Raw genomic sequence first — 13,194 nt, 5'->3', positions numbered from 1 at the left:
CGCTCCTATCGTCTTAAACACTCTTAGTCAAGGGCTTTAAGTGGCTTTTTAGCCAACCTTGATGCAAAAAATGCATATTACATATCCATTTTCAGCAACTTTACCAAAGAATCGTAACATTTTATACGATTTTAACAGAAATATCATCTTAGATTATGGGTATCGAAATTGTTACATGAACATTATCTAAACTTGCTTGACAAATTTCCAAGATGTATATCAATACTTCTCGGATAAGGGTTGAGTCGTCCTAGATTCAGATCCCCCCGCCTACGGCGACCCCCTTAAAAAGGGGGTAAAAGAGGGTTAAAAGCCCCCCTTTTGAAGGGGGGTTGGGGGGATCTCCAACGACTAATTGCGCTAACCGAGAAGTATTGAGATGTATATGACTACAAATTTCCCTTAATTAAGCTGGAATGCTTTTGAGTAAAAATAATCAGCCGTAATCAAATATTAAGTTTTTATTTCCCAACGCTCGTAGATACACCACCTAATGGAACTACGGGTTGATTGATATTGGCCAATTACCATTACAAATTCTCACGAGAGTCAGCCTCATGACAGACACAACAACTAACACTACCAGCCTCAATAAATTCGAGAAACTCAAGGCGCAAAAAGATGGACTCGCCATTAGGGATGAGATAGAGAAATTTGCCGCCTTGGGCTGGGAAGCAATGGACGAAACCGATCGCGATCATCGGCTCAAGTGGGTAGGCGTGTTTTTTCGCCCAGTTACCCCAGGGAAGTTTATGATGCGGTTACGGATGCCTAACGGTATTCTTACCAGCAGACAGATGGGTGTTTTAGCCCAAGTGGTACAGCGTTACGGTGATGATGGGTGCGCTGATATTACTACGAGACAGAATATCCAATTACGGGGAATCAGAATTGAAGATTTACCAGATATCTTTAATAGATTTCACGCAGTTGGTTTAACCACTATCCAATCAGGGATGGATAACGTTCGCAATATCACAGGCGATCCGGTGGCGGGGTTGGATGCAGATGAGTTGTACGACACACGAGAGTTAGTACAGCAAATTCAAGATATGCTCACCAACAAAGGTGAGGGAAACCCAGAGTTTAGCAACTTACCACGGAAATTTAACATTGCGATCGCAGGTGGAAGAGACAATTCAGTTCATGCTGAAATTAATGATTTAGCTTTTGTTCCAGCATTTAAGGAAGGGAGTGGGGAATGGGGAGTGGGGAGTAGTGAAGAATCCTCTACTCCCTACTCCCTACTCCCTACTCCCCAAAAAGTCTTCGGCTTTAATCTCCTCGTGGGTGGCTTTTTCTCAGCTAAACGTTGTGAGGCGGCGATTCCTCTCAATGCTTGGGTACTTCCCGAAGATGTGGTAGCTGTATGTAGAGCGGTTTTGGAAGTCTTTCGTGATCATGGACTGCGTGCTAATCGGCAAAAGTCCCGCTTGATGTGGCTAATTGATGAATGGGGTTTAGAAAAGTTTCGAGCCGAAGTAGAAAGCCGTTTGGGTACATCATTATTATCCGCAGCCGCAAAAGACGAGATCGACTGGGAAAAACGCGATCATATCGGAGTATATAAACAAAAGCAAGCGGGATTAAATTATGTAGGTTTAAATATTCCCGTCGGGCGATTGTATGCCGAAGATATGTTTGAAATTGCTCGTTTAGCGGAAGTTTACGGTAGTGGTGAGATTCGCTTTACCGTTGAGCAAAACATTGTTATTCCTAACATTTCTGACTTGCGGTTAGCAACATTTTTAACAGAACCGTTACTAGAAAGATTTTTGATTAATCCTGGTTTACTGACGCGATCGCTAGTATCTTGCACAGGCGCACAATTTTGCAACTTTGCCCTCATCGAAACCAAAAACCGCGCCCTGGCAATGATTAAAGCCTTAGAAGAAGAGTTAACCTTCACCAATCCAGTCCGAATTCACTGGACGGGTTGCCCCAACTCTTGCGGCCAGCCCCAAGTTGCAGATATCGGCTTGATGGGAACCAAAACCCGCAAAAATGGCAAAACTCTCGAAGGTGTTGACATATATATGGGTGGCAAAGTCGGTAAAGACGCTCATTTAGGAACTTGTGTCACCAAAGGCATACCCTGCGAAGATTTACAGCCAGTATTACAAGACTTACTAATCAAAAACTTTGGGGCAAAACTCAAACAGGAAGTCCTATTTAGTAATTGATTGTTTGATTTGGGGCATTGGGCATTGGGCATGGGGCATTGGGCATGGGGTAGCAAAATTCATACTTTAACCTTAAAGGCTCAACTTCCGAGTTCAGAGGCTTAACTTCCGAGTTCAGAGGCTTAACTTCCGAGTTCAGAGGCTCAACTTCCGAGTTCAGAGGCTCAACCTCCGAGTTCAAAGGCTCAACTTCCGAGTTCAAAGGCTCAACTTCCGAGTTCAAAGGCTCAATTTCCGAGTTCAAAGGCTCAACTTCCGAGTTCAAAGGTGCAACTTCCGAGTTCAAAGGTGCAACTTCCGAGTTCAAAGGTGCAACTTCCGAGTTCAAAGGCTCAATTTTTGCTATTTCTTCTCAGTGTTTTATTCAATTAGAAAGATTAGAATGCTTAAAAATTTATTTTCATTTAGCGATCGCTACCGCATTTTACACCAGACTTGGTTTGCTTTCTTTCTCACCTTTGTTTGTTGGTTTAACTTTGCCCCCTTCGCTACAACCATTGGCAAAGAATTACATTTAGCGCCTGAGCAAATCAAAACTTTGGGCATTTGTAACCTTGCCCTCACAATTCCCGCCCGGTTAATCATTGGGATGCTTCTGGATCGTTTTGGCCCCAGAATCACCTACTCAATGCTGCTGATGTTTGCAGTAGTTCCTTGTTTAGCAACAGCCTTAGCGCAAGACTTTAATCAATTAGTCATCAGTCGTTTGCTGATGGGAATTGTCGGATCTGGGTTTGTTGTCGGTATCCGTATGGTGGCAGAATGGTTTCAGCCCAAGGAGATGGGCGTTACCCAAGGCATTTATGGCGGTTGGGGTAACTTTGGGGCTTTTGGTGCAGAATTTGCCTTACCAATGCTTGCAGTTTCTACAAGTTTTTTAGCTGGTGGTGCTTCTAACTGGCGATTTGCGATCGCACTCACAGGTATCATTGCAGCTATCTACGGCGTAATTTATTACAACACCGTCCAAGATACGCCCACAGGCAAAGTCTACAATAGACCTAAAAAGAATGGTTCCCTAGAAGTGACGAGCATCAAAAGCTTTTGGGCAATGATAATCTCGAATTTAGGTTTGATTTTCGCCTTGGGTTTATTAGCTTGGCGCTTAGAACAAAAGAACATTCATTTCCTAACTTTGAGTCAAATGTATTTGACTTGGGTGCTATTAGCAGGATTATTTGCTTATCAAAGTTATAAAGCTTGGGAAGTAAACCGAGAACTTCTCATTGGCAATAAAACTTACCCTGCATCTGAACGCTTTCAATTTGGTCAAGTAGCTTTACTCGAATTTACTTATATGACGAGCTTTGGCAGCGAACTCGCAGCCGTTTCTATGCTCCCGGCATTTTTTGAGAAAACCTTTGGTTTAGAGCATGTTCTCGCTGGAATGATTGCCGCCACCTATCCCTTCTTAAATTTGGTTTCTCGTCCTAGTGGTGGGTTAATTTCTGATAAATTTGGTTCGCGGAAGTGGACAATGACAATTATTAGCGTTGGTATCGGCGTTAGTTATTTGATGGCACATTTTATTAATAGTAGCTGGCCGATTCCAGTAGCGATCGCAGTTACAATGTTTGCCGCTTACTTTGCCCAAGCTGGCTGCGGTGCAACCTACAGCATCGTACCCATGATTAAAAAAGAAGCCACTGGACAAATTGCCGGTAACGTGGGAGCTTACGGTAATTTTGGCGGCGTAGTTTACCTAACAATTTTTAGCTTAACCGACGCTCCCACACTATTTAGCACAATGGGTATAGCTGCACTAATCTGTGCTTTCATGTGCGCCTTCTTCCTCAAAGAACCAAAAGGTTCCTTTGCCGCAGCTTATGAAGGTGAATCACCAGAAACCGCAACTCAAAACTCTATCTTATTAACCGAAGAATAATCAGCAGAAGGATGAAGTATTGAAAATCAGATTTAAATTAGACTTCATCCTTCTATAGCAATCCTAATTCATCAAAATCTCTTTTATTCTCTCTGCGCTGCGCCAGTTGCTACAACAGGGGGAACCCCCGCAACGCACTGGCTTCTCTGCGTCTCTGCGGTTCGTTAAATTAAGCTTTTCAGCAACTTTTGCGTAACACACAAATTTATCAAACTGTCCCTACATCTTAGAGGTTGTTTGAAAAGTCTTGGGCTGTGATTTTAGGAACTTGTTGATCCCCCCTAACCCCCCTTAAAAAGGGGGGAACCGGAGTCAAAGTCCCCCTTTTTAAGGGGAGCCACTGCGGTCTTGGGGTCTCCCCAAGTGGAGCATGTGGCGTGGATTTAGGGGGATCTAAAACTTTTGATACCGATAAGAGAACTTTTCAAACATCCTCTAAGGTTGCACAATCCAAACAACAAAATAGTACAACTGCCATGACTGAATTTACCAAAACCCTTTGTCCTTACTGCGGTGTTGGCTGTGGACTAGAAGTTTCACCCCCAGCCCAACTTGGCAAAGCAACTAATCGAGATAGCGAAGGAAATCCGACTTGGCGGGTGCGCGGCGATAAAACCCATCCATCGAGTCAAGGAATGGTTTGTGTAAAAGGTGCAACGATCGCAGAATCTTTAGATAAAAATAGATTACATTACCCAATGGTGCGAGACTCTTTAGATCAAGAGTTTCGGCGTGTTAGTTGGGATGAAGCTTTTAATCTGATCACGCAACGCATTCAAACTGTCCGCTTCACCCAAGGGTCACAAGCCTTATGTATGTATGGTTCCGGTCAGTTTCAAACTGAGGACTACTACATAGCCCAGAAACTCATGAAAGGCTGTTTGGGTACTAATAATTTTGATGCTAACTCCCGTTTATGTATGTCTAGTGCTGTGGCTGGCTACATTCAAAGCTTTGGCGCAGATGGCCCACCCTGTTGTTACGAAGACCTAGAATTAACTGACTGTGCATTTTTAATTGGCACTAATACAGCCGAATGTCACCCCATCGTTTTTAATCGGCTGGAAAAGTATCACAAAAAGAACCGCAAGGTCAAAATGATTGTGGTAGACCCCCGACGCACACCAACCGCAGAAGCGGCTGATTTACATTTAGCCATTCGTCCGGGTACAGATATCGATTTGTTAAACGGCATCGCCCACTTATTGATGCGCTGGAACTACATCGATACCATGTTCATGGACGACTGCACCAGCAACTTTCCCGCTTATGCTGAAGTAATTCGCCACTATCCCCCGGAAGTGGTAGCTCGTCAATGTGGAATCAGCATTGAAGATTTAGAAACAGCAGCACACTATTGGGGTAAATCAGAGCGAGTACTGTCTTTGTGGTCGATGGGTGTGAATCAATCGTCAGAAGGGACAGCCAAGGTAAGAACTATCATCAACCTGCACCTGATGACTGGACAGATTGGCAAACCTGGGGCTGGCCCTTTTTCTCTCACTGGTCAACCAAACGCAATGGGAGGAAGGGAAGCCGGGGGTTTGGCGAATTTATTACCGGGTTATCGGTCGGTGAAAAATCCTCAGCACCGCGCAGAAGTTGAGGAGTTTTGGCGGCTTAAGCCAGGACAGATTTCACCCAATCCCGGTTTGAGTGTTTGGGAAATGATTACTAGCTTAGAAAATGATGCTGTCGGGTTACTGTGGATTGCGGCGACTAATCCAGCCGTAAGTATGCCAGATTTGGAGCGAACGAAAAAGGCATTGCTGCGATCGCCTTTCACTATTTACCAAGACGCTTATTATCCCACAGAAACCTCCGCCTACGCTCATGTTCTCCTACCCGCAGCCCAATGGGGTGAAAAAACTGGTGTGATGACAAATTCCGAACGGGTGGTAACTCTGTGTCAAGCATTTCGCCAACCCCCAAGAGAAGCTAAAGCCGATTGGGAAATTTTCGCTGAAGTTGGACGGAGATTAGGTTTTGAGAAAGAATTTGCCTTTGCTAACTCGGCTGAAGTTTATGCTGAATTCGTCCAATTAACTCAAAATCGCCCCTGCGATATGACGGGTATCAGTCATCAGCAATTGACGCAAGCCCCGACTCAATGGCCTTACCCAGAACAGAGCAGGGGGAGCAGAGGAGCAGGGGAAGCAGGGGAAGCAGGGGGAGAAACCTCTGGGAAACGGCTCTACACTGATTTACGCTTTCATACCCCTGATGGACGCGCCCAATTTGGGGCATATTACTCAAAGGGATTGGCAGAACCACCAGACCCCGATTATCCTTTTGTGCTAACTAATGGGCGACTTTACGGACATTGGCACACCCAAACCCGCACCGGACGCATTGAGAAAATTTGCAAAATGCATCCCCAACCATTTATCGAAATTCATCCCCGTGATGCTGCTAAATTAGGCATTGTAGATAATCAGGGTGTGGAAGTGCGATCGCGTCGGGGTAAAGCTCAATTTCCTGCTAAAGTTACAAAAGCGATCGCACCTGGTACAGTTTTTGTCCCCATGCACTGGGGTTCACTTTGGGCAGATAATGCCGAAGCTAACGCCCTCACCCATCCAGAATGTTGTCCCGATTCGCTACAACCAGAATTAAAAGCCTGTGCAGTGCAGTTGATTCCAATTTCTGTAGAAGTTACAGTCAAAAATTATCAACTCCAGTCTTCCCAATGGTAAGCTGCAAAGCATATCTCTAAACTTCTAATTTATAATCACCAATAAGTAATTTTGTCAATAATCAATAGTCAATAGTGATTATTGTTTTTTATGACTCTCTAATTTTGACTATTACCAATTACTATCTTCAAAGAGGTTAAATATCTATTAATTAAGATATTCAACTAAAGGCAATTTTATCTATGGATAAAGAATAAAGAACAGATAGAGAACTGACAAAGCATCGGCCAAGTATCTTTTTTTAATCCTTTGGATTTATCTATGGGATTTTATTTTTTAATTGGGTGCAACACATGAAAAAGTTACTGAGAGCAATTCTAGGAGCTACTAAAGATGAGAACTTCATGCACATCATCGAAAACGTAGAGGTGCTAGTTTCTAAAGTTCTATCTATTTTTATGGTAGTTGTAATTTTGGTGGCAATTGGAGACTTAGCACTTTTTATTTTTAAAGAGTTGTTGACAGCCCCTTATGCTAAGTTTAACACAACATTATATAAAATTTTTGGCTTGTTTTTGAATATTTTAATTGCCTTAGAAATCTTAGAAAATATCACAGCTTATTTGCGAAAACACGTTTTTCAGGTTGAATTAGTTATCGTTACTTCCTTAATTGCTGTTGCTAGAAAAATTATTATTCTTGACTTAGAAAAAGTCTCAGGTATTGATATAATTGGTTTAGGAATTGCTATTCTCGCTCTTTCAATTAGTTATTTAATAATCCGTCTCAGTAATGACAAAAATAACCGTTAAAAATAGAGCTTGATTATTGTCAGGCATTAATGTTTAGAAAGATATAGTTTAGTCTGATCTCTCCGCAGAGAATATACTATACTTGGTACATAAGAGCAGCCGAAACTGCATTTTTGACAAATATCGTTTTAATTACTTATTCTCTGTAACTTAAATATAAAAAATTATCGCTGGTTAAAAATCTCTAATTTTGAATAATTGAATTTTGAATACTTGATTATGACAGATTTCTTTCAATTTGAAGCAGACTTTGTTGATTCCCTGCGTTGTATCCCCATGCAAGTGCGATGCAATTTAGATACCTGTGGTATCAAGCTAAAATTGTCTGATTGGAATCAAATGACTACAGCCGAGCGTCAAGCTTTAGTCGAGTTACCCTGCACTACAGAAACAGAAATTCAGTCTTACCGCGAACATATCCAACAATTAATTCTACAACGCACGGGTATACCAGCCACAAAATTGCCCATTGAGCCACATCCTGCATGGCTAGACTCTAAGACTGTACCAGCCAGCATCCAGGAAAAAGCTGAAGAAATAAGTGTAACCCTGACACAGCAACATTGGGCAGCTTTAACGCCCTTACAGCGTTTTGCCTTGATTAAACTCAGCCGCCCAGGACATGAAAGCAAAAACTTTAAGAGAGCGATCGCAGAATTTCATCTGCTTTAATTACATAATAAATTAAGATTTACGCAAATAATAGCCGAAACCCTAATTTTCTTCTCAGGGCAATTCATGGAAAACTCCATCCCCTTGTGGGTGTAGTTTTTGGGCATAAGGAATGGGGCATGGGGAAGAGTTACCAATGCCCTGTTTGGCCTACGGTGTACACACAAGTCATCGAATTACCCAAAACAAAAGAAAATCTCACCCTGTCAAGAAAGGACATCCCTCTCCTTACTAAGGCTACGGTGTACACACAAGTCGTATTACCCCCCCCTTAATCCCCCCGATATATTGGGGGGAAACAGGAAATCAGGTTCCCTCCCCAATACATACGGGGAGGGTTAGGGTGGGGTAAAACCTGTGTTCCTCAGCTATTTCTAGACTTGTGTGTACACCGTAGCCTTACTAAAGAGACGGGCAGATTTTAACGTAATAAAACCAGGGTGAGGTTTATTAGGGTCTACTGCAAATCGTCTCATCAAAGACTTGTGTGTACACCGTAGATTCACAAGGGGATAGAGTTTCCCGCCGACTTCCAATGAATCGCCCCTACAGGGTATAGTTTTGCGTAAGTCCTATAAAATAGACCAGCAGAAATTATATATTTTCTAAATGAAACTAAATGCAGTAAAAATTACTGTTTTTAGATAAATTGCCGTGGGTTAAATTTGCAGCTAGGATGTCAAAAGCAGACAAACTATACAGTCTGATTCATCTGCGTGACAAGCCCATTTAGGACAAACTCTCAGTACATGGAATACTTATTAACATTAGGTGAAACAATTTAAAATTTCCCATCTATAATTTTAAATTTCTTAGCAAGAAGTGAAGCTATAGTGGATTTAGCAATGCTGCTGTTAATGTGGCTAAGGTTAATCCTGCTGCCAAATTATATGAAGAAGAATTAATTTAGAAACGCACACTAACTCGATGACAGGCAAAAACGCAAGACATAATGCATTTCTGCGGCTAGTGTCTGGTAATGGGACAGCTTCTGGATCGGAATCTCGCTATTCGCTGCCCCCCAGTAAAGAGATGGTAATTGGACGCGACCCCAGCTGCCAAGTTGTCTTGGATGCCATGATGTACCGAATGGTATCTCGTCGTCATGCAGTGGTTCGTCCCCTTTCTTTATCCCCAGATAGCAAATTCAGCTGGGTGCTTTGTGATTTAAATAGTGCTAATGGTACTTATTTGAATGGACAACGCTTATATGAATGTCAGGAATTGCACCCAGGCGATCGCATTTCTCTAGGTGCTGATGGCCCACAATACGTTTTTGAGTACGAGTTTACTTATCAAACCCCGGCCACAACAGTTAACCAAATTACACCATTACCTTCGGCGACAAATTACCACGGACACACGCAATTAAAGCAGCCAGATTCTGTTAGCTTTACCCAACTTTTCCCGATTATTTCCACTGGTAAAGATTTAACTCGCAAAGCTTACCTCGTACCGGGAATACTGACCGTAATCTTTGTAGTGTTAATGTTTGCTACAGTCGGTCAACCCCAAGCTAATCAAGTTATCGTCGCAACTTACATCGCTTTTGCTGCCTACTATTTTGTTTACCAACTTTGCGGTAAAGAAAAGCCTTGGTGGGTGCTAATGGCTTCGGCATTGGGTACAACGTTGATTTTACTCAGCCCACTGCTGGATGTATTTATTTTCGTGTTTCGCGGCATCCTTCCTGGAAACTTACCCTCACCCCAGGAATCTACCACTTTCACAGAGTTACTGGTACGGATGTTTTTTGGTGCTGGGTTGATGGAGGAGTTACTCAAGGCATTACCTGTATTAGGAGCGTTTGCCATCGGTAGAATGTTGTCTTCACCTTGGCGGGAAAAGATCGGTGTCTGGGAACCTCTAGATGGTATTCTCCTGGGAACGGCTTCTGCTGTAGGCTTTACTCTATTGGAAACTCTCGGACAGTATGTGCCAGATATTACTCAAAATGTAACGCAACAGGTAGGTACAGGTGCTGCTGGTCAATTAGCGGGTTTACAACTGCTAATTCCGCGAATTTTAGGCTCTGTAGCTGGACACATGGCTTATAGTGGCTACCTGGGCTATTTTATCGGATTGGCTGTTCTCAAGCCTAGTAGAAGTTGGCAAATTCTTTCCATTGGTTATCTGAGTGCCTCTGCGCTCCATGCTTTGTGGAATGCTACAGGATCTATTAATGCCTTGCTGTTAGTAGTTGTTGGGGTGTTATCTTACGCCTTTTTGATGGCGGCAATTCTCAAGGCACGGGCGCTATCACCAACGCGATCGCAAAATTTTGCTACCCGATTTCTAGGCCCAAAATAATAAATGAGGCAGAAGCAAAGAAGACTATTGATTATTGACCAATGCCTAATGCCTAAAAACTCTTGAATATTTATCGCTTGGGATAGATGGTATAGTTTGAAAAGAAGCGTACCCTAAATTTATTCTGGGGTGACTATAACTAAAATAAATAAAAAAGATAATTTTTCTTTTTTATTTGCTGTCACCTGTTACCCATCTATCAGCATCTATCAGGTATTCCCTGTTTATAATTCCGACTGAGACTGGTTGAGTTGAGTAAATGCATAAGAAGCGATCGCTAAACTAACCTTTGCTTTCTCGACTTCTGATAAAGCTGTCCACTCGCTATTGTTAAGATTACTGATGGCAGATGCCGTATTTTTTGATTCGCTACTCCGCATAGCGTAAGCATAAGGACGAGCTAAGACTAAAAGATCCTCAGTTCCCCAAGTTGGTAATACTGTCTGAACGCACTCAACTAATTGCTCACCAATTGATTGCTGGGCAGCAAAAATCTCAGCAGCTTTGGTGGCAATGGTGTTGAGCAATGTTTGGGGGACACAGGCGGCAAAAGTATTACGTAGTTTTTCTTGAAGATTCAGCACTAGTGCCTGTTGGGGATTGCGATCATAGCTTGACGCAAGGGAGATATTAGACCAAAGTGTGTCTAGATTGTCATAAAAATCTTGCGATCGCGTCGTCAGTTCTTCCTCAAGTAAATCTTGCATTCCGAACTGTTGTTCTAGTTCGTGAAAATAAGCTTCTGACTCTTCATCAGCTGGATTCCAGGGATAGGTAGCATCGTCTGGTTCTAATAGTGCTTCTAATAACTCTAAATCTACTTGAGATGGTAAAGAAGATAAAGTGTCTGAGCCGTTAATTTTATTAGCCATTTTTTATTGCCTCACAATTATTTGCTGGTATTGACAACTACAATTTCCTAGAAGAGATTTCCGCAAAAATAGTTGATTTTTTCTCAAGTAAAATAGATTTTAAAAGCTGATGCTGAACATCAAAATCAAAATCCATTTATGCAATAGCTCCCCTAAGAGTCTTCAAGAGTAAACTCCCAGATTTCGCCTCTAGCGCTTCCAAACTTTAACTGCATTCCTGATTTCAAGGGGACTTCCTCTCGGAGGATTTGTTGCCAGCCATTAGGCCCTAAAAACCAGGTTGTGCCGTAGGTAGAAAAATCTTGCAAATAATAAGTTCGCATTAATGTAGCATCAGTCAGAGTATTACGGCAAAAGATTTCGGCGTGGCGTTTAGATACAGATGGTTCGGGAATAACAATATCATTATCTTTCGTGCGGCCGATGCGAGTGACTCCATTACGCAAGAGCCAGGTTTTACCTTTTGGAGTGAGCGATCGCAACGAAGCGGTGGGAAGCGAGGAACCTATATCAGGAATGGCTGTATCTGGTAGTTCAGTAATACCTTCATCTAGATTTTTAATCAGCTCACCATTAAAATCTGGATGCAGGTAGAGAACAGGTAAAGTCCAAGCAGGTTGATTAAATTTATACAATGTTAATAACTCTTGCCTAGCCAGTGCTACAGCTTCATCTATTGGTTTGTGCGATCGCAAAGCTTCGGTAAAGGCTTGAATAAAACTGTGGCTTTCACGATCGGCGATTTCATCACGCATCCCCAAAACGGCAGGCACACCATGACGAATCAGTACTTCAGCTAAACTGCTGGCAGGTATAGCTTGATGATTGATAGCAGCCGGTTGTGCGCCCCAACAGGCGTTGAAAAGTGCTAGTTTTACACCTGTACGGGTCAGGACTTGCGCCAATTCTATGCCATTCAGGGGCATGTCTGATTGCAAAAACAGTAATCCCCCGTCAGGGTCTGGCAAACCATGTCCAGCGTAAAAGAAAACGTTGTATGCTTTGGTTTCTAATTCTTGAATCAACTCCTGTGGAGTTGGTTGTATGAGTTGATTCACTATACAAGGTGCATATCTTTGGGAATTACCACCCACAGGTGTATCTACAAGACTTTGCTGCAAGATAGCCGCTTCTTGTTCTAGTTGCAGTTTTTCATCATGACCTAAAACTAGCAGGATGCTTAAAGCCTGATCGGTTCGCAAATACGGTAAAGGGTCTACTTCGCTGCTGGTACGACTAAATAGCAAATCTGGGGAGAGAGACATCGCCGATTGACCAGGCTCACGCTGCATAATTTCCCAAGGGAGAGCGATGAGATCCGGGTCACGAATTTCTAGCCGAAAGCGTAAACGTGTATGCTGACCCATAGCAATCCCACGACTGCGTTCTAGACTACCGAGAATTTGCCCGTCAAATACCCAGCGCCATAAATTCATTCCCAAGTATTGCATCAGACGACTGCTGTAGGGGCCAGTAGTCTGACCTGAAACGGGTGAAATAAAATCTATAGGGAATGGGTTCGACTTTTGAGATGTTGAGTTTGGGGAAATATCTAGGCGACCATGGCCAGCAAACATCTGCTGCCATTCTTGCCAGACTTGATTGAGTTCAACAGGCCATACAGAGTCACGCAAAACGTAGCCACTGGGATAGGGAGCCTTGACCACCCAAATGGCGAAGTTGTCAGTGCCAGTATTTAGAAGACGGGCGATCGCCAAATTCAGGGATGGCATGGATTCATAAAACTAAAAGCTAAAAACAAATAATTCCAAATAAAAATTTTAAAGGTAGAAATTGGATACTTTTTTTACCTTACAAGTTTTT

9 protein-coding genes are annotated in these 13,194 nt (G+C 42.7%); 6 read left to right on the top strand and 3 right to left on the bottom strand.

Annotation, left to right across the window (positions count from 1 at the left end; translation table 11 throughout):
- Window positions 1-557 precede the first annotated feature (557 nt).
- Complete coding sequence (locus V7K38_RS21710; protein WP_334860502.1) at window positions 558-2,183, top strand: ferredoxin--nitrite reductase; 1,626 nt, start codon at window positions 558-560, stop codon at window positions 2,181-2,183.
- On the opposite strand, the gene V7K38_RS21705 is transcribed toward V7K38_RS21710, so the two are convergent.
- Window positions 2,173-2,511: a coiled-coil domain-containing protein gene (locus tag V7K38_RS21705; protein WP_334860500.1), complete on the bottom strand. Its 339-nt coding sequence runs from the start codon at window positions 2,509-2,511 to the stop codon at window positions 2,173-2,175. The two genes, V7K38_RS21710 and V7K38_RS21705, sit on opposite strands and share 11 nt — an antisense overlap.
- Window positions 2,512-2,565: 54 nt before the next feature.
- Between V7K38_RS21705 and V7K38_RS21700 the strand changes: the two genes are divergently transcribed.
- The 5 genes from V7K38_RS21700 (at window position 2,566) to V7K38_RS21680 (ending at window position 10,498) form a co-directional block, all read left to right on the top strand.
- On the top strand, window positions 2,566-4,068 hold the full coding sequence (locus V7K38_RS21700) for a NarK family nitrate/nitrite MFS transporter (protein ID WP_334860498.1): 1,503 nt from the start codon (window positions 2,566-2,568) through the stop codon (window positions 4,066-4,068).
- Between the two features lie 476 nt (window positions 4,069-4,544).
- Window positions 4,545-6,764 (top strand): molybdopterin oxidoreductase family protein, encoded by a 2,220-nt coding sequence (locus V7K38_RS21695; RefSeq protein WP_334860672.1) that lies wholly within the window; start codon window positions 4,545-4,547, stop codon window positions 6,762-6,764.
- A gap of 293 nt (window positions 6,765-7,057) precedes the next feature.
- On the top strand, window positions 7,058-7,516 hold the full coding sequence (locus V7K38_RS21690) for a phosphate-starvation-inducible PsiE family protein (RefSeq protein ID WP_334860496.1): 459 nt from the start codon (window positions 7,058-7,060) through the stop codon (window positions 7,514-7,516).
- A 219-nt stretch (window positions 7,517-7,735) separates the two neighbouring features.
- Window positions 7,736-8,188, top strand: coding sequence for a nitrate reductase associated protein (locus V7K38_RS21685; protein WP_334860494.1), 453 nt, complete (start codon window positions 7,736-7,738; stop codon window positions 8,186-8,188).
- A 927-nt stretch (window positions 8,189-9,115) separates the two neighbouring features.
- Window positions 9,116-10,498 (top strand): PrsW family glutamic-type intramembrane protease, encoded by a 1,383-nt coding sequence (locus V7K38_RS21680; RefSeq protein ID WP_334860491.1) that lies wholly within the window; start codon window positions 9,116-9,118, stop codon window positions 10,496-10,498.
- Between the two features lie 224 nt (window positions 10,499-10,722).
- On the opposite strand, the gene V7K38_RS21675 is transcribed toward V7K38_RS21680, so the two are convergent.
- Complete coding sequence (locus tag V7K38_RS21675; RefSeq protein WP_334860489.1) at window positions 10,723-11,370, bottom strand: hypothetical protein; 648 nt, start codon at window positions 11,368-11,370, stop codon at window positions 10,723-10,725.
- A 152-nt stretch (window positions 11,371-11,522) separates the two neighbouring features.
- Entirely contained in the window at window positions 11,523-13,103 is a 1,581-nt protein-coding gene (locus V7K38_RS21670; RefSeq protein WP_334860487.1) for a CHAT domain-containing protein, read from the bottom strand.
- Window positions 13,104-13,194: the final 91 nt, after the last annotated feature.

Origin of the sequence: Nostoc sp. (assembly GCF_036917465.1) — a bacterium.
Taxonomy (GTDB): domain Bacteria; phylum Cyanobacteriota; class Cyanobacteriia; order Cyanobacteriales; family Nostocaceae; genus Nostoc.
Note: the sequence above shows the minus strand (reverse complement) of the source record. Positions and strands in the feature narration are given on the sequence as shown.

What these genes read in the sequence shown, in the direction of transcription:
- V7K38_RS21710 (WP_334860502.1), top strand. Translation starts at nt 558, where the DNA reads ATGACAGACACAACAACTAACACTACCAGCCTCAATAAATTCGAGAAA.
- V7K38_RS21670 (WP_334860487.1), bottom strand. Translation starts at nt 13,103, where the DNA reads ATGCCATCCCTGAATTTGGCGATCGCCCGTCTTCTAAATACTGGCACT.
- V7K38_RS21700 (WP_334860498.1), top strand. Translation starts at nt 2,566, where the DNA reads ATGCTTAAAAATTTATTTTCATTTAGCGATCGCTACCGCATTTTACAC.
- V7K38_RS21675 (WP_334860489.1), bottom strand. Translation starts at nt 11,370, where the DNA reads ATGGCTAATAAAATTAACGGCTCAGACACTTTATCTTCTTTACCATCT.
- V7K38_RS21685 (WP_334860494.1), top strand. Translation starts at nt 7,736, where the DNA reads ATGACAGATTTCTTTCAATTTGAAGCAGACTTTGTTGATTCCCTGCGT.
- V7K38_RS21695 (WP_334860672.1), top strand. Translation starts at nt 4,545, where the DNA reads ATGACTGAATTTACCAAAACCCTTTGTCCTTACTGCGGTGTTGGCTGT.
- V7K38_RS21690 (WP_334860496.1), top strand. Translation starts at nt 7,058, where the DNA reads ATGAAAAAGTTACTGAGAGCAATTCTAGGAGCTACTAAAGATGAGAAC.
- V7K38_RS21680 (WP_334860491.1), top strand. Translation starts at nt 9,116, where the DNA reads ATGACAGGCAAAAACGCAAGACATAATGCATTTCTGCGGCTAGTGTCT.